Source organism: Streptomyces sp. NPDC060194 (assembly GCF_042728285.1).
GTDB lineage: Bacteria > Actinomycetota > Actinomycetes > Streptomycetales > Streptomycetaceae > Streptomyces.
This window is the reverse complement of sequence record NZ_JBHWZH010000003.1, coordinates 47367-67134: the sequence shown is the minus strand read 5'-3', so window position 1 is coordinate 67134 and position 19768 is coordinate 47367. Positions and strand designations below refer to the sequence as shown.

Sequence of the window (19768 nt, the reverse complement as noted above, 5' to 3'; positions counted from 1 at the left end):
GACGGCCCAGGAGCGGAAACGGGGAGTCATCACGCGGGTCTCCCTCCCGGGTGCGCGGGCCGGAACGCCGTCGATCCAGCGTCACACGCGGCCCCCCGGGCGGCATCCCGGCGACCCTCGTCCGGGTCACCGGGCGCCTCGTGCGGCCCCTTCCGGGGCATCGACCGCCTCGCGCGGACCCCTCCGGGTCACCCCGCCGCCTCACGCGGACCCGACCGTCACAGGGCGACCGGCCGCGGGTCACCGGCGGCCCGCCGCGGGTCAGCGAGCGACCGGCCGCGGGTCAGCGGGTCACCGGGGCACCGGGTCTCCGGGTCACCGGGTCAGCGGGTCAGCGGGTCAGCGGGTCAGCAGCACCTTCCCGATGTGGCCGCTCTCCTCCAGGATCCGGTGACCCTCGGCCGCGTCCCGCATCGGCACGGTGCGGTCGACGACGGGCCGCACCCGGCCCGCGGCGACCAGCGGCCAGACGTGCTCGCGGACCGCCGCGATGATGGCCCCCTTCTCGGACGCCGGCCGGGCCCGCAGGGAGGTCGCGGTGATCGCGGCTCGCTTGCCCAGCAGCGTGCCCAGGTTCAGCTCGGCCTTGACGCCGCCCTGCAGGCCGATGATCGCCAGCCGGCCGTTCACCGCGAGCGCGTCGACGTTGCGCTCCAGGTACTTGGCTCCGACGATGTCGAGGATCACGTCGTAGGGCCCGGAGTCGACGAAGTCCTGCTCGCGGTAGTTGACCAGGATGTCCGCGCCGAGCTCGGCGCACCGCTCCAGCTTCTCCTTGCTGCCGGCGGTGACCGTGACGTGCGCACCGGCCGCCTTGGCGAGCTGGATCGCCAAGGTGCCGATGCCGCTGGACCCGCCGTGCACCAGCAGACGCTCGCCCTGGCGCAGATGGGCGACCATGAAGACGTTCGACCAGACGGTCGCCGCCACCTCCGGCAGCCCCGCGGCCGTCACCAGGTCGACGCCGTCGGGGACCGGCAGCACCTGCCCGACGGGCACGGCGACCCGCTCCGCGTAGCCGCCGCCCGCGAGCAGCGCGCACACCTCGTCGCCGACGGCCCAGCCGCTGACGCCGGGACCGAGTGCGGCGATCCGGCCCGAGCACTCCAGACCGGGGTAGGGGGACGCTCCGGGCGGCGGGTTGTAGAACCCCTGCCGCTGGAGCAGGTCCGCGCGGTTCACCGCACTGGCGACGACGTCGACGAGGACTTCGCCCTCACCGGGCACGGGGTCGGGGACCTCTGCCCAGACGAGGGCTTCGGGACCGCCGGGCTCGGGAATCGTGATGGCATACATGCCTCCGACGCTACTCCTGCGGCCCGGAGGAGCCCGTCAGCCCTGCTGCTGCCGCCAGACGTTGCCCTTGACCGACGACTTCAGGCCCTCGCCGGGGGAGCCGGGCGGGGAGGCGCGCACGATGGTGATGAGCCGGTCGGTGAGCTGGAGCGGGCTGGCGGCCGGGTCGTCGTAGCCGAGGAGCCGGTGGCCGCGCTTGACGCTGACCACCAGGTCGCCCGTCTCGCGGACGCTCAGCCCCACCTCGGCCTTTATCACCGGCCGTTCCACCAGGTCGAGCCCGGTGCCCTGCTGGATCAGGTCCTCCATGACCGTGCCCGCGCTCGGGCTGAGCACGGAGAGCCCCAGGAGCCGGCCGGCGGCGCTCGCGCTGGTGATCACCTGGTCGGCGCCGGACTGCTTGAGCAGCGGCGCGTTCTCCTCCTCCCGCACCGAGGCGACGATGTGCGCGCCCCGGTTGAGCTGGCGGGCGGTCAGGGAGACCAGGACGGCCGTGTCGTCCCGCTGGGTCGCGATGACGACCTGCCGGGCCTTCTGCAGCTCGGCGCGGAGCAGGACGTCACTGCGGGTGGCGTCACCGATGACCCCGGTGTAGCCCTCCGCGGTCGCCGCGTCGATCGCCTTGGCGCTCGGGTCGACGACGACCACCTGCTCGGCCTTCACGCCGGCGGCGAGCAGGGTGAGGATCGCCGAGCGGCCCTTGGTCCCGAAGCCGACGACGACGGTGTGGTCACGCACGGAACTCCTCCATCGGTTCAGCCGCCACTCCTCACGGGTCCGCTCGGTGAGGACCTCGAGAGTGGTACCGACCAGGATGATCAGGAACAGCACGCGCAGGGGCGTGATGATCAGAACGTTGATGAGCCGGGCGAAGTCGCTGACCGGCGTGATGTCCCCGTACCCCGTGGTGGAGAGGGTGACCGTCGAGTAGTAGACGGCGTCGAGGAAGTCGACGGATCCGTCGGAGTTGTCGTTGTAGCCGTCCCGGTCCAGATAGACGAGCAGCACGGTGACCACCATGACCAGGGTCGCGATGACGACCCGGCGGGCCACCTGCCGCAGCGGTGCCTGGACGGCGTGCCGGGGGAGCTTGACCTGCCCCTTGCCCGAGTGCTCGTCGGCTTGACGAGCCATCAGGTCATGGCCGGGCTGTTTCACGTGAAACATCCTTCGGATCGCGGGAGCCACGGTCGGCGGATGTTTCACGTGAAACATCCACCGCGGGGTCTCGGCGGGGACCGAGGGGCCGGCGGGCGCCCTCTCGGGAGGACTCGGAACGTGAGACATCTTCGGGGGCACCGAGATCGAGGGTGCCATCGGGGTCGGCGGAGGCGGTTGTTCCGGCGCACAGCGCGGGCAACGACCACGGCAGGTCCAGGAGTTCGACGTCCTGGCCCGGCTTCGCGCCGCCCGGTGGGACGGCCGCCAGCGCGTCGGCCGCCGCGATCCCGCGCAGCATGGCGGGCCCGTTGTAGCGCAGCGGAACGACCTCCTCGCCCCGGTACACGACGGGGACCAGCCGGAAGTCGTACGGGTGGCCCGGGACGGCGTCGGCGAGGGGAGCGGCGTCCGGGTCCGCGGCGGGACGGCCGGCGAGGATCCGCAGGACGGGCTCGCCGAGGGTGAGCAGTCCCGAGACGGCGGCGAGCGGGTTGCCGGGGAGGCCGAGGAGGAGGCGGTCCGCGGGCATCCGGGCCAGCAGCATCGGGTGTCCGGGCCGCACCGCGACGCCGTCGACGAGGAGTTCGGCTCCGGCCGCGAGCAGCACGGGCCGTACGTGGTCCTCCGGCCCTGCCGCGGTGCCGCCGGTGGTGACCAGGACGTCGGCCGTCGAGCCGGTGACCGCCTCCCGCAGGGCCGCGGCGTCGTCGTGGAGCCGCCGTACGGAGACCACGTCCGCGCCCAGCGTGCGGAGCCAGGGGGTGAGCATCGGGCCGAGCGCGTCACGGATGAGGCCGTCGTGCGGGAGGCCGTGGTCGAGGAGTTCGTCGCCGAGGATCAGGATCTCGACGGTGGGGCGGGGCAGCAGGGGCAGTTCGTCGTACCCGGCCGCGGCGGCGAGGCCGAGGACGGCGGGCGTGACCAGGGTTCCGGCGGGCAGCAGCCGGTCCCCCGTGCGGCATTCCTGGCCGCGCGGCCGGATGTCCTGACCGGGTGTCACCGTTCGGGTGGGGTGCAGCCGCCCCTGCGGGTCGGTCCGGCCGTGCTCGCTGCGCAGCACGGCGGTCGCCCCGGCCGGGCTGCGGGCTCCGGTGGCGATGGGGACGGCCGTGCCGTCCTCCAGCGCGGCGGGCGCCGCCCGGCCCGCGAGCGCGCCGTCGCCGCGTACCGACCAGGGGCCCGGTCCGGCGACGGCCCAGCCGTCCATGGCGGAGGTGTCGAAGGAGGGCAGGTCGGCGAGGGCGGCGAGCGGAGTGGCGAGCAGGGACCCGAGGGCGTCGGCGAGCGGGGCGGTGCGCGGGGCCGGGGGGCGGGCGCGGCGTACGGCTCGCGCGGCGCGCAGTGCGGCGGCCCGGGCCTCGGGCCAGGAGGCGGCGGTGTGGCGGTGGGCCGGGGCGGGTTCGGCGGAGGGGGCGGCGCCGGTCCGCTCCTCGGGGAGCCCGGTGGCGGTGCCGGGGGCGGTCGGGGCCGGGGGGACGGAGGGGGGCCGGTCCGCGGGTCCACCGCCGTGGCGGCCGTCGGCCAGGGCGAGCGCGTCGTCGACCGCGAACTCGGGGTCGCCGGAGGCGGGGACGTGGGCCGTGGCCCACGGCTCCGCCGGGCTCACCGGGCGTCCGGGCGGGCGTCGGGTCCGTCGCCGGGGGCGTCCTGCGCCGGCGTGGTCGGGCCGGCCGGCTCCGCCGCCTCCTCCGCCCAGCGCGCCGCGAGCGCCACCGCCTTGCGGGTGGCCTCGGCGATCGCCTCGGGGCCCGCGTCCCGGGAGAGGCCGGCGGCGTAGCCGACGAGGAACGTGGTCAGCGGGGCGGCGGGCCGGGCGACGCCGTGGGCGGCGTCGCGGGCCAGGTCGAGCAGGAGCGCGGTGTCGACGTCGAGGTCGATGCCGAGCTCGGCCTTGACTGCGGTGATCCATTCATCCAGCACGTGTCCATGCTCCCTGATCCGGGCGCGGGCGGCGGCGAGATCCTCCCAGGTGTCGCAGTCGAACGACGCCGATGCGGCGGCGGGATCGCGGATCCGGTCGAGGACGAGTCGCTCGGTGAGGAGGCGAAGGGGGAGGTTCGCGCAGGTGCCGTCGTGGGCGCGCGCGATGCCGGCGAGCGCCGCGCGGAGCGGGGCGGCGCGGTACGCCGCGACCAGCGGCTGGTCGCGCCCGCCGGGGTCGGTGAGGACGGCGGCCTCGGCTCCGTCGCCGAGGGCGCGGAGCAGGCGGCGGACGGTGTCGCGGCCGAGGAACGGCAGGTCGGCGGAGAGGACGACGACGTGGTCGGCGGCGGGGCGGGGGAGGGCGTGCAGGCCCGCCGCCAGGGCGGCGAGAGGGCCGCTGCCGGACGGCGACTCGCGGGTCACGAGCACCGGGCGGACGGTGGCGCGGGCCTCCCCGACGACGACCGTCGTCCGGGCTCCGGCACAGGCGTCGAGCACCCGGTCGACCAGCGCCCGGCCGCCGACCCGCAGGCCGGGCTTGTCCGCGCCGCCGAGCCGGCGGGCCGCGCCGCCGGCGAGCACCACGGCGTCGAACACCGCGTTCGGCGGTTCCGGTGCTCCGCCCGCGGCTCCTGCTGTCATGCAAGGAGTATGCGGGCGGAGGTGATCACACGGAACGCAGCAGCAGCGCGGGCCGTTCGACGAGATCGGCGACGTGGCGCAGGAACCCGCCGGCGGTCCCGCCGTCGCAGACGCGGTGGTCGAACGTGAGCGAGAGCTGCACGACCTGACGTATCGCCAGCTCACCTTCGTGCACCCAGGGTTTGGGGACGATGCGGCCGACGCCGAGCATCGCCGCCTCCGGGTGGTTGATGATCGGGGTCGAGCCGTCGACGCCGAACACGCCGTAGTTGTTGAGGGTGAAGGTGGATCCGGTCAGCTGGCCGGGTGTCAGCGCGCCGGCGCGGGCGGTCTCGGTCAGCCGGGCGAACTCGGCGGTCAGCGCCTCGGTGTCGCGCGTGTGCGCGTCGCGGACCACCGGCACGACGAGGCCGCGCGGGGTCTGCGCGGCGAAGCCGAGGTGCACCGCGTCGAACCGGACGACCTCCCGGGCCTCGGTGTCGACGGTGGCGTTCAGCTCGGGGTGGCGGGCGAGGGCGGCGACGCAGATCCGGGCGAGGAGCGCGAGGACGGACACCTTCGGCAGCCCCGGGGCGTTCATGGCGGCCCGGGCGGCCATCAGCTCGGTGGCGTCGGCGTCCACCCAGCAGGTGGCGTCCGGGATCTCCCGCCGGCTGCGGGAGAGCTTGTCGGCGACGACCCCGCGGAAGCCCGTCAGCGGCGTCCTGGTCACGCCGTCGGGGACGCTCGCGGGCTCGGGCCGCGGCGCGGCGTCCGCGGGAGCCTGCGCCCGGTCCCGCACGGCCCGCTCGACGTCGGCCCGCAGGATCAGCCCGTCGGGCCCGCTGCCGGCCAGGGCCCGCAGATCTAGGCCGTGGTCGCGCGCGACCTTCCGCACGAGCGGCGAGATGACGGCGACGGGGCCGAGGGCGGGGGCGTCTGCCGCAGCGGTCGCGACGGCAACGGGGGCCGACGCGCCCGCGGGGGTGGCGGCCGCGACGGCCACCGGGGTCCGGGACGCCCCGACGGCGGACGCCGTGCCCGCCGCCCGGCCCGGGCCGCCGGCCGCGCGCACCCGGCGGCGGCGGGCCGCCGGGGCCCCGGTGCCGTAGCCGACGAGCACGTTGCCGGACGTCTCGGTCTCCGGGGCCGCGGCGGCCGCCCCGGAGGGAGCGCCGTCCTCGGTGGCGGTCGGTCCGACCGCCACCGTGAGCAGCGGTGAGCCCACCGGCACCTCCGCGCCCGGCTCGCCGAAGCGCGCGGTGACCACGCCCGCGTACGGGCACGGCACCTCGACCATCGCCTTCGCCGTCTCGACCTCGACGACCGGCTGGTCCGTCTCGACGACGTCGCCCACCTCGACCAGCCAGGTGACGACCGTGGCCTCGGTCAGGCCCTCGCCCAGGTCGGGCAGGGCGAACTCGTAGACCTGCGGCATCAGTTGCCCCCCTCCCACTGCAGGCGCGCGACGGCGTCGAGGATCCGGTCGACCCCGGGCAGGTGGTGCCGCTCCAGCATCGGCGGCGGGTAGGGGATGTCGAACCCGGCGACCCGCAGCACCGGGGCCTCCAGGTGGTGGAAGCACTTCTCGGTGATCCGGGCGGCGATCTCGCCGCCGGGGCCGCCGAAGCCGGCCGCCTCGTGCACGACGACGGCCCGGCCGGTGCGCCGCACCGCCGCGCAGACCGTCTCCTCGTCGAACGGGACCAGCGAGCGGAGGTCGACGACCTCCAGGTCCCAGCCCTCCTCCGCCGCCGCCTCGGCCGCCTCCAGGCAGACCGGCAGCGAGGGGCCGTAGGTGATCAGGGTGGCGCTGCGGCCGGTCCTGCGGACCACCGCGCGGCCGATCGGCTCGACCTCGGCGGCCTCCGGCGTCCAGGCGCTCTTGGACCAGTAGAGCCGCTTCGGCTCCAGGAAGACCACCGGGTCGTCGGAGGCGATGGCCGCGCGGAGCAGGCCGTAGGCGTCCTCGACGGTGGCCGGGGTGACCACGTGCAGACCGGGAGTGGCCAGGTAGTACGCCTCGCTGGAGTCGCTGTGGTGCTCCACGCCGCCGATGCCGCCGCCGTAGGGGACGCGCACGACGAGGGGGAGCGAGAGCGCGCCGCGGGTGCGGTTGCGCATCTTGGCGACGTGGCTGATCAGCTGCTCGAAGGCGGGGTAGGCGAAGGCGTCGAACTGCATCTCGACGACCGGTCGCAGTCCGTACATCGCCATCCCGACGGCCGTGCCGAGGATGCCGGCCTCCGCGAGCGGGGTGTCCGTGCAGCGGTCCTCGCCGAACTCCGCGGCGAGGCCGTCGGTGACCCGGAAGACGCCGCCGAGGGCGCCGACGTCCTCCCCGAGGACGTGGACCGAGGGGTCGGCGGCCATCGCGTCGCGCAGGGCGCGGTTGAGGGCGTGCGCCATCGTGACGGGTTTCGCGGCCCGGCCGGAGGCGGGGCCCGCGGCCGTGGTGACCGTCATCGTCCGGCCTCCGCGTCCTGCTCGCCGCCGTGCTCCTCCGCCGCGGCCAACTCCGCGCGGAGCATGGCCTCCTGCTCGGCGAGCTGGGGCGTGGGCGCCGCGTAGACGTGGGCGAAGAGGTCGGCCGGGTCGAGGACCGGGTCGGCGTTCATCCGCTCGCGCAGCCGGGCGGCCATCTGCTCGGCGTCCGCGCGGGCCGCGTCCCGCAGGCCGTCGTCCAGGAGGCCGCGGGCGTCCAGTTCGCGCTCCAGGAGGGCGACCGGGTCGTGCCGGCGCCAGGCCTCGACCTCGTCGGCCGAGCGGTAGCGGGTGGCGTCGTCGGCGTTGGTGTGCGCGTCGAGGCGGTAGGTGACGGCCTCGACGAGGACCGGGCCGCGGCCCGCGCGGGCGTGCTCCACGGCCTCCCGCAGGACCTCGTGGACGGCGACCGCGTCGTTGCCGTCGACCAGCCGGCCGGGGACGCCGTACCCGACGGCCTTGTGGGCCAGGGAGGGGGCGGCGGTCTGCTTGGCGAGCGGGACGGAGATCGCGAAGCCGTTGTTCTGCAAGAGGAAGACGACGGGGGCCTGCCAGACCGCGGCGAAGTTGAGCGCCTCGTGGAAGTCGCCCTCGCTGGTGCCGCCGTCGCCGACCATGGCGAGGGCGACCACGTCGTCCCCCTTGAGGCGGGCGGCGTGGGCGAGGCCCACCGCGTGCGGCAGCTGGGTGGCCAGGGGGGTGCACAGGGGGGCGATGCGGTGCTCGCGGGGGTCGTAGCCGGTGTGCCAGTCGCCGCGGAGCAGCGTCAGCGCGGCGGCCGGGTCGAGGCCGCGGGCGACGCAGGCGAGGGTGTCGCGGTAGCTGGGGAAGAGCCAGTCGCGCTCCTTCAGGACCAGCGCGGCGGCGATCTCGCAGGCCTCCTGCCCGGTGCTGGAGGGGTAGACGGCGAGCCGGCCCTGCTTCGTCAGGGCGGTGGCCTGCGCGTTGTACCGGCGGCCGCGGACGGCCTCGGTGTAGAGCCGCACGAGGAGGTCGGGGTCGGTCCGGGCGGCGGCCCCGGTGCCGAGCACGGCGTACGGCTCGGCGTCCGGCAGCAGCGGGGCCGGGTCCGTACGGGGCTTCCAGCGCGGCTTTCCGTCGGGCAGCAGCACGGTCACGACGAACACCTCCTTGTGGGAGCGGCATGCGGCGCGGGTGTGACGCGCCTCACCTACCGATTGTTCGGTTGTTCGCGCATTTTGGCTACAGGCGGGCTCGGCCTGTGGACAAACGGTTCTGCACAGGCCGGCAGGGGAACAGGACGTCCATGACGGGGAGGCGGCACCAGATGGCGGATGAACAAATGGCCGGTCCGGAGCGGGGCCCGGGTCACGAGCGGACCCCGTCGTCCGATCCCGGCCGCGAGCCGGGCCACGCGCGCCGCCGCCTGCCGGACGGGGCCGTGCCGGCCCCCGCGGGACCCCCGCCCGGTCCGCCGCGCTCCGCACCGCCCGAGCAGGCCGCGGGACGCGAGTCCCGGGCGCAGGCCCCGGCCCCCGCCGAGGCGCCGCCCGCCCCGCCGCCGCGCCCGCTGGACCCCGTGGACCGCGACATCCTGCACCTGCTGCAGACCGACGGCCGGGCGTCCGTCCGGTCCGTCGCGGACCAGGTGCACGTCTCGCGCGCCAACGCCTACGCCCGGATCAACCGCCTGATCGAGGACGGCGTGATCCGCGGCTTCGGCGCCCGTGTGGACCACGAGCGGGCCGGACAGGGGGCGTCCGCGTACATCACCCTGAAGATCGTCCAGAACTCCTGGCGCACGGTCCGCGAGCAGCTGCGCGCCCTGCCGGGGGCGGCGCACATCGCGCTGGTGAGCGGCGACTTCGACGTGCTGCTGCTGGTGCACGCCCCGGACAACCGCGCCCTGCGCGAACTGGTCCTGACCCGGCTCCAGGCGATGCCGGAGATCCTCAGCACCCGCACGCTGCTGGTCTTCGAGGAGACGGAGCTGCACCAGGGGCACTGATGCGGGCTCGCCGGGGGGCGGACGCGAAACACCACCCCTGAGGAGGCCGGGTGAGCGGCCGGCGCAGGGCCGAAGCGCCTCCTAGGTGACCGGGTGAGCGTCGCTGTGCGGGTCCCGAAGCCGCTCGCTAGGAGGCCGGGTGCGCGTCCAGGAAGTCCAGGACGAGCTTCCAGTTCGCCGCGACGTCCAGGACGGGCTCGCCGTGCTGGCTGCCGGCGACGATCTCCAGCTTCTTCTCGGGCGCCCGGGCGGTCAGCGCGTGCAGGGCCTCGGCGTCGGCGGGGAACTTCCCGTCGAGCTCGGCCGCCACGTAGAGCAGCGGGACGGTGAGCCGCGGGACGGCGCTCTCGGCGTTCATGCCGGAGTACGCGCGCGGGGCGGACAGCGGGACGACCGCGTGGACCGCGGGCTCGATGTCCGCCGCGGCGACCAGTGCCCCGGTGCCGCCCTTGGAGGCCCCCATGAGCGCGACGCTCCTGACCCCCTTGTCGCGCAGCACGGCCGTCGCCGCGGTGATCTCCTCGGGGTCGGCGCCGTTCGACTGGATCGCCAGGACCCGGTACCCGGCCTCCGCGAAGGCGTCCGCCTTGTCCTTCCAGGTGCAGACGTCGCCGTCCGCGCTGTGGGCGAGCATGCACTGCGATGTGGTGGACATGCCCAGGAGGGCGGCGGGAGGCCACGACCGGGGTCAATGGTCTGGACCTTTCCGTTCGGTCACGTCCGCAGGCCGTCGAACGCCATACGCACCACCGTCTCGACGACGGTGGAGTCCACCGGGGCGCCCTCCGGGTGCGGGCGGTACCACTCCACCAGGGAGTTCACCATGCCGAAGAGAAGGCGGGTGGCCAGGCGGATGTCCACGTCGGACCGCAGATCGCCGTCCGCGGCGGCGGCCTTCATCAGGTCCGCTATCCGCTGGTCGAACTCCCGCCGGCGCTCCAGCGCCCACCGCTCGGTCCGGGTGTTGCCCCGCACCCGCAGCAGCAACGTGACGTAGGGCAGCTCGGCCATGAGCACCTCGACCGTTCGCCGCGTGACGTAGCCGACCTGATCGATCGCCCGCCCCTGGACGGCTCCCGGCTCGTCGAGAACGGCGAACAGGCCGTCCAGAGCGCGGCTCACGGCGCGCCGCAGGAGCTCCTCCTTGCCCGTCACATGGTGGTAGATCGACGACTTGGAGATCCCCGCGGCCTGCGAGAGGTGCTCCATGGAGGTGCCGTCATAGCCGCGCTCGTTGAACACGGTCACCGCGACCGCGAGCAGCGAGTCGGGGGTGTAGGTGTCGCGCCGTGCGGTGCTCATCGCGCACCGCCCCCGCGCCGGGCCCGCCGAACGCGCGCCGTTCGTCGGCGGTCGCCCGTCGGGCGTCCGTCGGTTGTCCACATTCCGCTCGTCGTCCACATGCCGACGATCCTCCACCGGTGAGTTGTCCACAGGTTCGGCGGACCCCCTTGTCCCGACCGATCGTTCGGTTACTCTAGCGATGTCCGCGCTCACCCGCCCGGCTCGACGAGGAGTTGGCCCGCCATGACCGCAGAATCCCCCGCCGGAGAGGCCCACCCCTGGGTCGAGCGCCACCGCGCCACCCTCCTGCAGGCCCTGGAGACCATCCGGACCCGCGCGTACTGGTCGCCGCACCCCGAGCACCCCAAGGCGTACGGCGAGGGCGCCGCGGCGGAGGGCCTCGCCGCCTTCGAGGCCCTGCGCGGCACCCGCTTCGACCTCGACCAGCCGGGGACGGACGCCTGGACCGGCGGCGAGGTCTCCCCGTACGGCGTCGAGCTGGGCATCGAGTACCCCCACCCCGACCCTGACGTGCTGCTCCCCGCGATGCGGGCCGCCGCACCGGGGTGGCGGGCGGCGGGGGCCGAGCTGCGGGCCGCGGTCTGCGTCGAGATCCTGGCCCGGATCAGCGCCCGCACCCACGAGTTCGCCCACGCGGTGATGCACACCAGCGGCCAGGCCTTCATGATGGCGCTCCAGGCCGGCGGTCCGCACGCCCAGGACCGCGGCCTGGAGGCCGTGGCCTACGCCTACCGCGAGCAGACGTCGACGGTCGCGGCCGCCGACTGGTCCAAGCCGCAGGGCAAGCGCGAGCCGCTCGCCCTGGCGAAGACGTTCACCCCGGTCGGCCGCGGTGTCGCGTTGCTGATCGGCTGCAACACCTTCCCCACCTGGAACGGCTACCCGGGCCTGTTCGCGTCGCTGGCCACCGGGAACCCGGTCCTGGTCAAGCCGCACCCCCGCGCGGTCCTCCCGCTAGCCCTGACCGTCCGCGTCGCCCGCGAGACGCTGGCCGAGGCCGGCTTCGACCCGAACCTGGTCGCCCTGGCCGCCGAACTCCCCGGCGAGGGCCTCGCGAAGACCCTGGCCACCCGGCCCGAGATCCGGATCGTCGACTACACCGGCTCGACGGAGTTCGGCGACTGGCTGGAGGCCAACGCCTGCCAGGCGAAGGTCTACACGGAGAAGGCCGGCGTCAACACGGTCGTCGTCGACTCCACCGACGACTACCCGGGCATGCTCGCCAACCTGGCTTTCTCGCTCTCCCTCTACAGCGGCCAGATGTGCACCACCCCGCAGAACCTGCTCGTCCCCCGCGACGGCATCACCACCGAGTCGGGCCCGAAGTCCTACGACGAGGTGGTCGCCGACCTCGCCGCCGCCGTCGACCGCCTCCTCGGGGACGACGCCCGGGCGAACGCCCTGCTCGGCGCCCTGGTCAACCCGGACGTGAAGGCCCGCGTGGAGGCGGCCCCCGGCCTCGGCGAGGTCGCGCTGGCCGCCCGGGAGATCGCCCATCCGGACTTCCCCGCGGCCGTCGTCCGCACCCCGGTCGTCGTCAAGCTGGACGGCGCGAAGCCCGACGCGCAGGCCGCCTACCTCAGCGAGCACTTCGGCCCGGTCTCCTTCGCCGTCGCCGTCGACTCCCCGGACGCGGCCCTGGACCTGCTGCGCCGCACGATCCGCGAGCACGGCGTGATGACCGTCGGCGGGTACACGACCTCCCCGGAGGTCGAGCGCGCCCTGGAGGAGGTGTGCTTCGACGAGTGCGCCCAGCTCTCCCTGAACCTCACCGGCGGGGTGTACGTCAACCAGACGGCCGCGTTCTCCGACTTCCACGGCAGCGGCGGCAACCCCGCGGCCAACGCGGCCCTGTGCGACAGCGCCTTCGTCGCGGACCGCTTCCGCGTGGTGGAGGTGCGCCGGCAGGCCTGAGCCTCACACCCGACCGGTGCCCCCGCAGCTCCAGTGGAACAGCGCCATCCCCACGCTGGTGGCCAGGTTGTAGCTGGAGACCTGCGGGCGCATTGGCAGCGAGACGAGCGCGTCGGCCCGGTCGCGCAGCGCGGCGGAGAGCCCGCTGCGCTCCGAGCCGAACGCGAGCACCGCGTCGTCCGGCAGCGTGAGCCCTCGGATGTCCTCCCCTTTGGCGTCCAGTGCGAACACCGGCCCGGGCGGGAGGTCGGCGACGTCCAGCCGCTCCACGGCCGTTGCGAAGTGCAGCCCGGCCGCGCCGCGGACGACCGTGGGGTGCCAGGGGTCGAGCGGGCCCGTGGTGACCACTCCCGCCGCCCCGAAGCCGGCCGCGAGGCGGATCACGGCTCCCGCGTTGCCGAGGTTGCGCGGCTCGTCGAGGACCACCACGGGCGCGGTGCGCGGTGCGCGGGCGGCCGTGCCGGTCGCGGCGGTCGGCGCGCCCGCAGGCCCGGGCGCGCCGGGCAGGTCCGGTGCACGGCCCGCGACTCCCAGCGCGGCCAGGTTCGCCGCCCGCGACGGCCGCACCGCGAGCGCGGCGACACCCGTCGGGTGCACCCGGGGCACGAGCCCCCGCAGCACCTCGGCGGGCACCTCCCGCAGCAGCGCGTCCAGGGCGGCCCGTACGTCCGGGGCGAGGTCGTCGGCGAGCGCCAGCGCGGCCGGCTTGTCGGCGGCGAGCGCCACGGGCACCCCGGCGCCGAAGCGCACGGCGTGCTTGACGGCGTGGAAGCCGTCGAGGAGCACGACGTCGCTCCCCGCGGCGCGCTCGTGCCACCGCGCGACCGCCCCGGCCGTCGGACCCGCTCCCGCCTCCGTATCCATGCCGCTCAGCGTACGGGCGGACCCGACGCCGGCCCCTCCCGCCCGGCGCCCCGGCCCGGCGCCAGAGCCGCCCCGGACCCGCCGTCACCCGCCACCCCGGGACCGGAACCTCGGTCGCTGTCACTGTCGCTGCCGCCCCGGCCCTCGTCGGCCTCGGACCTCCGCGCGCCCGCCCCCTCGGACGCGGGGGCCGGCACGACCGCCCGCGCGCCCGCGGACGCCGGGACCGCGGACGAGGAGGGGACGGCGGCGGGCCAGGGAACGCGGGCCGGTGCCTCGACGGGCTCCCCGCCGCCCTTCGTCCCGCCCCGCCCCGGGACCCGGGCCGGAACCCTGGCCGCGACGGCCGCGGACAGCCGCGAGGCGCCCGCCCCCAGCCGCCGCAGGAACCCCGTCGGCAGGAACACCGCGTCCGCCGCGATCATCGCCAGCGAGAAGAACGGTAGCCCGAGCACGACGGCGATCACCGCGTGCTCGACCATCATCACGGCGAGCAGGACGTTCTTGACCCGCCGGTTGAACAGCGTGAACGGGAAGGCGATCTGCGCCGCGACGGTGCCGTAGGTGACGAGCAGCATCATCACACCGCTGGCCGACAGCAGGTCCGCGAGGGCGGGCCAGGGGGAGAAGTAGTCAAGGTGCAGCGGGTAGTGGACGGCCGTCCCGTCCTGCCACCGGCCGCCCTGGACCTTGTACCAGCCGGCCGTGGCGTAGATCAGGCAGGCCTCCGCCATGATCACCAGCAGAGCCGCGTTGTGCAGCACGTTCGCGAGGACGTCGAGCAGCGCCCGCGGCTCGCCGCTGCCGGCGGCCGGCGAGCGGCCGGTGAGCCACCACAGCCCCTGACCCGCCCAGAACGCCCAGAAGAACAGCGGCCAGCCCCAGCCGGCGAACGACCCCATCAGCGTGACCGCGGCGAGGACGGCGCCGAGCACGGCCCACAGCACCGGCCCCGTCCGGTCGGCGGGCGCGCCGCCCGCGCCCCCGGCCCGCCGGTCGCGCCGCAGCCGGCGGGCGTCGAGGGACCAGACCTGCCCGCAGCGGGTCAGCACCAGGTACATCGCCATCAGGTGGATGACGTTGTCACCGCCGTCGCCCATGAAGATCGCGCGGTTCTGGAGGGACAGGACGCCGACCATGAACAGCAGGGACATGGTCCTGGTTCGCCAGCCGACCAGGAGCAGCGCGCTGGAGACCACGGCGGCGGCGTAGACGATCTCGAACCAGAGGCGGCCGTCGGACCACATCAGGGCGGTGAACGCCCCGTTCTCCGCGATCAGCCGCTGGGCCATGTCCCAGTTCCAGGGGCTGCCGGGGCCGTACAGCTCGTGGCGGTGGGGGAGCTCGCGCAGCAGGAAGAACAGCCACGTGCCGGCGAAGCCGATCCGGACGACCGCGCTCTGGTACGGCCCGAGCGCCGTCGCGGTGACCGTGCGGACGGCGCGCCCGGCCGCGGTCGTGAAGCGCCTCATCGCGCGTCCTCCGACCGGGCCCCGGCGCCGGCGGGAGCGCGGCCGGCCCCGAGGTCGGCGTCCCGCGCGGTGACAGGCCACCACGGCAGCTGCCGTAGCGACGGCTTCGCCTCGATCTTCTCCGTGCTCCAGTCGGGCGGCTGGACGTTCGTCGTGCGCACCCGCAGCTGCACCTGGGTCACCTTCGCGCCCTCGGGGGCGCGCTCGGCGAGCCGCATCAGCGCGATGCGGTGCACGTAGCGGTCGGAGAGCTCGCTGCGCAGGCCGCCGGAGGGCCGGTTGTCGTCGGAGTCGTGGGTGGAGGCGTAGAAGTCCCAGGCGCGGCGAAGTTCGTTCTGCTGGGTGTGGCTGGGGAGCAGGTTGCCGTCGATGGCGGCGCCGTCCTCCGCGGAGAGCCCTTCCCACCCGGTGAGCGTCCGCTCCCCGTCGGGCGCCTTCACCTCCGCGCGCGCCTCCACGGCGATGTTCTGCTGGAGCGGGTTGGGGGCGAACAGCTTCCAGTTCTGCTCGAACTCCGGGTAGATCCAGTCGCCGACCACGTCGCCGTGCTGCTTGGTGACGGTGTTGGACGGCGCCACGTGCAGGAAGACCATGGCCAGATGGGTGCCGGCGACGACCGCGACCACCCCGAGGGCGAGCGCGGCGACCACCCGGTAGGGCCGCGAGAGGCCCCCGATCCCGGGCGCGCGCACGCGGCCGGACCGGGGGTCGTCCTCCGGCCCCCGGCCCTCGTCGTCAGCCTCGTACGGGTCCATCTCGTCCCTCCCGGCACAGCGAGCGGCCGGTTGTCCACAGGTGTTGACACCCTACGGGCGCGGGTCGCACCATGGAAAGCAACGAACCGAACGATCGGTCGGGAGCACCGGCCGAGGGACCACGGGCGACCCAGGGAGCCGCGATGACGGCAGTGGCACCGCACACAGCAGTGGGCGAGGCGGCGCGACCCGCGCCGGCCGCGGCGGGACCCGGGCCCGGCCCGACCGCCCTCGAGGCCGGCTTCGAGGCCACGCTCGCCGCGGACGAGCGCGTCGAGCCCCGCGACTGGATGCCGGACGCCTACCGCGCGACCCTCGTCCGCCAGATGGCCCAGCACGCGCACTCCGAGATCATCGGCATGCAGCCCGAGGCGAACTGGATCACGCGCGCACCCAGCCTGCGCCGCAAGGCGATCCTCCTGGCCAAGGTCCAGGACGAGGCGGGCCACGGCCTCTACCTCTACTCCGCCACCGAGACCCTCGGCGTCAGCCGCGACGAGCTGCTCGACAAGCTGCACGCGGGCCGCCAGCGCTATTCGTCGATCTTCAACTACCCCACCCTGTCCTGGGCCGACGTCGGCGCCATCGGCTGGCTCGTCGACGGCGCGGCGATCACCAACCAGGTCCCCCTCTGCCGCTGCTCCTACGGCCCGTACGCCCGCGCCATGGTCCGCATCTGCAAGGAGGAGTCCTTCCACCAGCGCCAGGGGTACGAGCTGCTGCTCGCCCTCTCCCGCGGTACCGAGGCGCAGCACGCGATGGCACAGGACGCGGTGGACCGCTGGTGGTGGCCGTCCCTGATGATGTTCGGCCCGCCCGATGCCGACTCCGGGCACTCCGCGCAGTCCATGGCCTGGAAGATCAAGCGGCACTCCAACGACGAGCTGCGCCAGCGCTTCGTCGACATCTGCGTCCCCCAGGCCGAGGCCCTGGGCCTGACACTGCCCGACCCCGACCTGGCCTGGGACGAGTCGAACGGCCACTGGTCGTACGGCGCGATCGACTGGTCGGAGTTCAAGGCCGTCCTCCAGGGTGAGGGCCCCTGCAACGAGCAGCGCATCACCCAGCGCCGCCGCGCCCACGAGAACGGCGCCTGGGTCCGCGAGGCGGCCGCGGCCTACGCCGCGAAGCGGTCCCCGCGTGCGAACCCGGCCCCCGAGCCCGCCCCAACCCTCACGGAGACCGCCCGATGAGCACCGACGCGCCGCGCCCCGCCGAGTGGCCGCTCTGGGAGGTCTTCGTCCGCTCCCGCCGCGGTCTCTCCCACACCCACGCCGGCTCGCTGCACGCGCCCGACGCCGACCTCGCCCTGCGCAACGCGCGCGACCTCTACACCCGCCGTAGCGAGGGCGTCTCGATCTGGGTCGTGCCCTCCACGGCGGTCACGGCCTCGTCGCCGGACGAGAAGGACCCCTTCTTCGAGCCCGCGGCCGACAAGCCCTACCGCCACCCCACGTTCTACGAGATCCCGGACGGAGTGCGGCACCTGTGACCACCCCCCGCCCGGCCCCCACCGAGGCCCCCTCCGCCGTCCCCCCGGCGGCCGCGCTGGCCCTCGCCGACGACGCGCTGATCCTCTCCCACCGCCTGGGCGAGTGGGCCGGCCACGCCCCCGTCCTGGAGGAGGAGGTCGCCCTCGCCAACATCGCCCTGGACCTCCTCGGCCAGGCGCGCGTTCTCTACACCCTCGTCGGCGACGAGGACGAGCTCGCCTACCTGCGCGAGGAGCGGGCCTTCCGTAACGTCCAGCTCGTCGAGCAGCCGAACGGCGACTTCGCCGACACCATCGCCCGCCAACTGCTCTTCTCCACCTACCAGCACCCGCTGTACGTGCGTCTCGCCGCCTCCGGGGGGCCCTTCGCGCCGCTCGCCGCGAAGGCGGTCCACGAGGTGGCGTACCACCGCGACCACGCCGAGCAGTGGACGCTGCGCCTCGGCGACGGCACCCCGGAGAGCCACGACCGCATGCAGCGGGCCGTCGACGCCCTGTGGCGCCACACCGGCGAGCTCTTCGAGCCGCTCCCTGGCCTCGACGGAACCGGCGACAGAACCGGCGACGAGAGCGACCGCGAGGTCGACGAGGGACCCGACGACGCCGGGCTGCTGCCCCGTGCGCTGGAGGCCGACTGGCTCGCCTCCGTCACCGCCGTCCTGGAGCAGGCCACCCTGACCGTCCCCGCCACCCCCCGCACCGGCGCCTGGTCCGCCGGAGCCGGTCGGCAGGGCGTGCACACCGAGTCCTTCGGCCGGCTGCTCGCCGAGATGCAGCACCTCCACCGGAGCCACCCGGGGGCGTCATGGTGACGTCGCCGGACCTCTCCCCGCTGGAGGCCGAGCTCCTCGCCCTCGCCGGCGAGGTCCCCGACCCGGAACTCCCGATGGTCACCCTGGCCGACCTCGGCGTGCTGCGCGGGGTGCACCTGACCACCCCGCGCCACGTCGAGGTCCTCCTCACCCCCACCTACACCGGCTGCCCGGCCGTCGACGCGATGAGCACCGACATCGAGCACGCACTGCACGCCCGCGGCATCCCCGAGGTGACGGTCCGAACGGTGCTCGCGCCGCCCTGGTCCACCGCGGACATCACCACCGAGGGCCGCCGCAAGCTCACCGAGGCCGGCATCGCCCCCCCGCGCCCGGGCGGCCCGGCGGGATCCGCCGCCGGGGGCCGCGGGCCCGTGCCGCTGTCGCTCGCCATCCGCTGCCCCCACTGCGGTTCGACGGACACCGAACTCCTCAGCCGCTTCTCCTCCACGGCCTGCAAGGCGCTGCGCCGCTGCGCGTCCTGCCGGGAGCCGTTCGACCACTTCAAGGAGGTGGCCCCGTGAGCACTCCCCCGTCCGCGCCCGCCGTCGCCCCTCCCGCGTTCCACCCGCTCCTGGTGACCGCCGTCGACCCGCTCGGCGAGGACGCGGTGGCGGTGACGCTGGCCGTTCCGCCGGAGCTCCGCGCGACCTTCCGGCACACTCCCGGCCAGCACCTGACCCTGCGCCGCCTTGCCGCCGCGGGAGCGGGCGCAGAGGGAGCCGAAATGCGCCGCACCTACTCGATCTGCAGCCCCGCCGACGACGATCCCGCCACCCTGCGGATCGGCATCCGGCTCGTCGAGGGCGGCGCGTTCTCCCCGTACGCCTGCAAGGAGCTGGCGCCCGGGGACACCGTCCACGCACTGCCGCCCGCCGGCCGGTTCACGCTGGCGCCGCGTCCCGGGCGGTACGCCGCGATCGTCGGCGGCAGCGGGATCACCCCGGTGCTCTCCATCGCGGCGACGCTGCTGTCCCGTGAGCCTGAGGCCCGCTTCCACCTCGTCCGCAGCGACCGGACCACGGCGTCCACGATGTTCCTCGAGGAGACCGCGGACCTGAAGGACCGCCATCCCGACCGCTTCCACCTGCTCAACGCGCTCTCCCGCGAGGACCAGCAGGCAGGACTGCCCCCGGGCCGGCTGGACGAACCGCGGCTGACCGCGCTGCTGCCCGCCCTGCTCCCGGTGGACTCGGTCGACGGCTGGTTCCTGTGCGGCCCCTACGGCCTGGTGCAGGAGGCCGAGCGCGCGCTGCGGACGCTCGGTGTCCCGCGCGACCGGGTGCACCGCGAGATCTTCCACGCCGCGGCGGTGCCCGCCTCGGCGGTCCCCGACCCGGCGGCGGCCGCACCGGCCCTCACGGCGACGGTGACGGCGACCCTCGGCGGACGCGCGGGCACGTACTCCGCGCTGCCCGGCGAGTCCCTCCTGGACACGGTGCTCCGCAACCGGCCGGACGCCCCCTACGCCTGCAAGGGCGGCGTCTGCGGCACCTGCCGCTCCCGGCTACTGACCGGCGAGGTCACGATGGACCGCAACTTCGCCCTCGAACCGGAGGAGACGGACGCGGGCTACGTCCTCGCCTGCCAGTCCCACCCGACGACACCCCGGGTCGAGCTGGACTTCGACGCCTGAGCCCGCGGGACGCCTGAGCCCCGGGACACCTGAGCCCACGGGACATCGGGACGCCTGAGGCCCG

Annotated in this window: 19 protein-coding genes; 7 read left to right on the top strand and 12 right to left on the bottom strand. The window is 75.0% G+C overall.

Going from position 1 to position 19768, the window contains the following annotated elements; translation table 11 throughout:
* Positions 1–339: 339 nt before the first annotated feature.
* From ACFWEG_RS01280 to pdhA, 7 genes are read right to left on the bottom strand one after another with little or no spacing between them, the layout of a single operon-like run.
* Positions 340–1296: an NAD(P)H-quinone oxidoreductase gene (locus tag ACFWEG_RS01280; RefSeq protein WP_387207819.1), complete on the bottom strand. Its 957-nt coding sequence runs from the start codon at positions 1294–1296 to the stop codon at positions 340–342.
* 36 nt (positions 1297–1332) lie between these two features.
* Positions 1333–2463 carry a potassium channel family protein gene (locus tag ACFWEG_RS01275; protein WP_387207817.1) on the bottom strand — a complete coding sequence of 377 codons (1131 nt, stop codon included), beginning with the start codon at positions 2461–2463 and terminating at the stop codon, positions 1333–1335.
* Entirely contained in the window at positions 2435–4063 is a 1629-nt protein-coding gene (locus ACFWEG_RS01270; RefSeq protein ID WP_387207815.1) for a molybdopterin-binding protein, read from the bottom strand. Before ACFWEG_RS01270 ends, ACFWEG_RS01275 begins: the two co-directional genes overlap by 29 nt.
* Entirely contained in the window at positions 4060–5022 is a 963-nt protein-coding gene (locus tag ACFWEG_RS01265; RefSeq protein WP_387207813.1) for an NTP transferase domain-containing protein, read from the bottom strand. Before ACFWEG_RS01265 ends, ACFWEG_RS01270 begins: the two co-directional genes overlap by 4 nt.
* 25 nt (positions 5023–5047) lie before the next feature.
* Positions 5048–6439: a dihydrolipoamide acetyltransferase family protein gene (locus tag ACFWEG_RS01260; protein ID WP_387207811.1), complete on the bottom strand. Its 1392-nt coding sequence runs from the start codon at positions 6437–6439 to the stop codon at positions 5048–5050.
* A complete protein-coding gene (locus ACFWEG_RS01255) occupies positions 6439–7467 on the bottom strand; it encodes an alpha-ketoacid dehydrogenase subunit beta (protein ID WP_387207809.1) in 1029 nt (342 codons plus the stop codon). Before ACFWEG_RS01255 ends, ACFWEG_RS01260 begins: the two co-directional genes overlap by 1 nt.
* Positions 7464–8603: a pyruvate dehydrogenase (acetyl-transferring) E1 component subunit alpha gene (pdhA, locus tag ACFWEG_RS01250; RefSeq protein WP_387207807.1), complete on the bottom strand. Its 1140-nt coding sequence runs from the start codon at positions 8601–8603 to the stop codon at positions 7464–7466. Before pdhA ends, ACFWEG_RS01255 begins: the two co-directional genes overlap by 4 nt.
* A gap of 170 nt (positions 8604–8773) precedes the next feature.
* On the opposite strand from pdhA, the gene ACFWEG_RS01245 reads away from it, so the two are divergent.
* Positions 8774–9454 carry an Lrp/AsnC family transcriptional regulator gene (locus ACFWEG_RS01245; protein ID WP_387207805.1) on the top strand — a complete coding sequence of 227 codons (681 nt, stop codon included), beginning with the start codon at positions 8774–8776 and terminating at the stop codon, positions 9452–9454.
* Between the two features lie 127 nt (positions 9455–9581).
* Here the strand turns inward: ACFWEG_RS01245 and ACFWEG_RS01240 are convergent, their stop codons facing one another.
* Together ACFWEG_RS01240 and ACFWEG_RS01235 are read right to left on the bottom strand one after the other, a co-directional pair.
* Positions 9582–10109: an alpha/beta hydrolase family protein gene (locus ACFWEG_RS01240; RefSeq protein ID WP_387207803.1), complete on the bottom strand. Its 528-nt coding sequence runs from the start codon at positions 10107–10109 to the stop codon at positions 9582–9584.
* Between the two features lie 59 nt (positions 10110–10168).
* Complete coding sequence (locus tag ACFWEG_RS01235; RefSeq protein ID WP_387207801.1) at positions 10169–10756, bottom strand: TetR/AcrR family transcriptional regulator; 588 nt, start codon at positions 10754–10756, stop codon at positions 10169–10171.
* Between the two features lie 225 nt (positions 10757–10981).
* Between ACFWEG_RS01235 and paaN the strand changes: the two genes are divergently transcribed.
* A complete protein-coding gene (gene paaN / locus ACFWEG_RS01230) occupies positions 10982–12673 on the top strand; it encodes a phenylacetic acid degradation protein PaaN (RefSeq protein WP_387207799.1) in 1692 nt (563 codons plus the stop codon).
* A 3-nt stretch (positions 12674–12676) separates the two neighbouring features.
* Here paaN and ACFWEG_RS01225 read toward each other — a convergent pair whose 3' ends face one another.
* From ACFWEG_RS01225 to ACFWEG_RS01215, 3 genes are read right to left on the bottom strand one after another with little or no spacing between them, the layout of a single operon-like run.
* Complete coding sequence (locus tag ACFWEG_RS01225; protein ID WP_387207797.1) at positions 12677–13537, bottom strand: TrmH family RNA methyltransferase; 861 nt, start codon at positions 13535–13537, stop codon at positions 12677–12679.
* A gap of 5 nt (positions 13538–13542) precedes the next feature.
* Entirely contained in the window at positions 13543–15009 is a 1467-nt protein-coding gene (locus ACFWEG_RS01220; RefSeq protein ID WP_387207795.1) for an HTTM domain-containing protein, read from the bottom strand.
* On the bottom strand, positions 15006–15764 hold the full coding sequence (locus ACFWEG_RS01215; protein ID WP_387207793.1) for a DUF5819 family protein: 759 nt from the start codon (positions 15762–15764) through the stop codon (positions 15006–15008). Before ACFWEG_RS01215 ends, ACFWEG_RS01220 begins: the two co-directional genes overlap by 4 nt.
* Positions 15765–15907: 143 nt before the next feature.
* On the opposite strand from ACFWEG_RS01215, the gene paaA reads away from it, so the two are divergent.
* From paaA to ACFWEG_RS01190, 5 genes are read left to right on the top strand one after another with little or no spacing between them, the layout of a single operon-like run.
* On the top strand, positions 15908–16957 hold the full coding sequence (gene paaA / locus ACFWEG_RS01210) for a 1,2-phenylacetyl-CoA epoxidase subunit PaaA (RefSeq protein WP_387207791.1): 1050 nt from the start codon (positions 15908–15910) through the stop codon (positions 16955–16957).
* Entirely contained in the window at positions 16954–17256 is a 303-nt protein-coding gene (paaB, locus tag ACFWEG_RS01205; RefSeq protein WP_387207789.1) for a 1,2-phenylacetyl-CoA epoxidase subunit PaaB, read from the top strand. Before paaA ends, paaB begins: the two co-directional genes overlap by 4 nt.
* Positions 17253–18068: a 1,2-phenylacetyl-CoA epoxidase subunit PaaC gene (paaC, locus tag ACFWEG_RS01200; protein ID WP_387207787.1), complete on the top strand. Its 816-nt coding sequence runs from the start codon at positions 17253–17255 to the stop codon at positions 18066–18068. The genes paaB and paaC overlap by 4 nt, the downstream gene beginning before the upstream one ends.
* Positions 18062–18592 carry a 1,2-phenylacetyl-CoA epoxidase subunit PaaD gene (gene paaD / locus ACFWEG_RS01195; RefSeq protein WP_387207785.1) on the top strand — a complete coding sequence of 177 codons (531 nt, stop codon included), beginning with the start codon at positions 18062–18064 and terminating at the stop codon, positions 18590–18592. Before paaC ends, paaD begins: the two co-directional genes overlap by 7 nt.
* On the top strand, positions 18589–19704 hold the full coding sequence (locus ACFWEG_RS01190) for a 2Fe-2S iron-sulfur cluster-binding protein (protein ID WP_387207783.1): 1116 nt from the start codon (positions 18589–18591) through the stop codon (positions 19702–19704). The genes paaD and ACFWEG_RS01190 overlap by 4 nt, the downstream gene beginning before the upstream one ends.
* The last annotated feature ends 64 nt before the right edge of the window (positions 19705–19768 follow it).

What these genes read in the sequence shown, in the direction of transcription:
- ACFWEG_RS01280 (WP_387207819.1), bottom strand. Translation starts at nt 1,296, where the DNA reads ATGTATGCCATCACGATTCCCGAGCCCGGCGGTCCCGAAGCCCTCGTC.
- ACFWEG_RS01275 (WP_387207817.1), bottom strand. Translation starts at nt 2,463, where the DNA reads ATGTTTCACGTGAAACAGCCCGGCCATGACCTGATGGCTCGTCAAGCC.
- ACFWEG_RS01265 (WP_387207813.1), bottom strand. Translation starts at nt 5,022, where the DNA reads ATGACAGCAGGAGCCGCGGGCGGAGCACCGGAACCGCCGAACGCGGTG.
- ACFWEG_RS01260 (WP_387207811.1), bottom strand. Translation starts at nt 6,439, where the DNA reads ATGCCGCAGGTCTACGAGTTCGCCCTGCCCGACCTGGGCGAGGGCCTG.
- ACFWEG_RS01255 (WP_387207809.1), bottom strand. Translation starts at nt 7,467, where the DNA reads ATGACGGTCACCACGGCCGCGGGCCCCGCCTCCGGCCGGGCCGCGAAA.
- ACFWEG_RS01245 (WP_387207805.1), top strand. Translation starts at nt 8,774, where the DNA reads ATGGCGGATGAACAAATGGCCGGTCCGGAGCGGGGCCCGGGTCACGAG.
- ACFWEG_RS01240 (WP_387207803.1), bottom strand. Translation starts at nt 10,109, where the DNA reads ATGTCCACCACATCGCAGTGCATGCTCGCCCACAGCGCGGACGGCGAC.
- ACFWEG_RS01235 (WP_387207801.1), bottom strand. Translation starts at nt 10,756, where the DNA reads ATGAGCACCGCACGGCGCGACACCTACACCCCCGACTCGCTGCTCGCG.
- paaN (WP_387207799.1), top strand. Translation starts at nt 10,982, where the DNA reads ATGACCGCAGAATCCCCCGCCGGAGAGGCCCACCCCTGGGTCGAGCGC.
- ACFWEG_RS01225 (WP_387207797.1), bottom strand. Translation starts at nt 13,537, where the DNA reads ATGGATACGGAGGCGGGAGCGGGTCCGACGGCCGGGGCGGTCGCGCGG.
- ACFWEG_RS01220 (WP_387207795.1), bottom strand. Translation starts at nt 15,009, where the DNA reads ATGAGGCGCTTCACGACCGCGGCCGGGCGCGCCGTCCGCACGGTCACC.
- ACFWEG_RS01215 (WP_387207793.1), bottom strand. Translation starts at nt 15,764, where the DNA reads ATGGACCCGTACGAGGCTGACGACGAGGGCCGGGGGCCGGAGGACGAC.
- paaA (WP_387207791.1), top strand. Translation starts at nt 15,908, where the DNA reads ATGACGGCAGTGGCACCGCACACAGCAGTGGGCGAGGCGGCGCGACCC.
- paaB (WP_387207789.1), top strand. Translation starts at nt 16,954, where the DNA reads ATGAGCACCGACGCGCCGCGCCCCGCCGAGTGGCCGCTCTGGGAGGTC.
- paaD (WP_387207785.1), top strand. Translation starts at nt 18,062, where the DNA reads ATGGTGACGTCGCCGGACCTCTCCCCGCTGGAGGCCGAGCTCCTCGCC.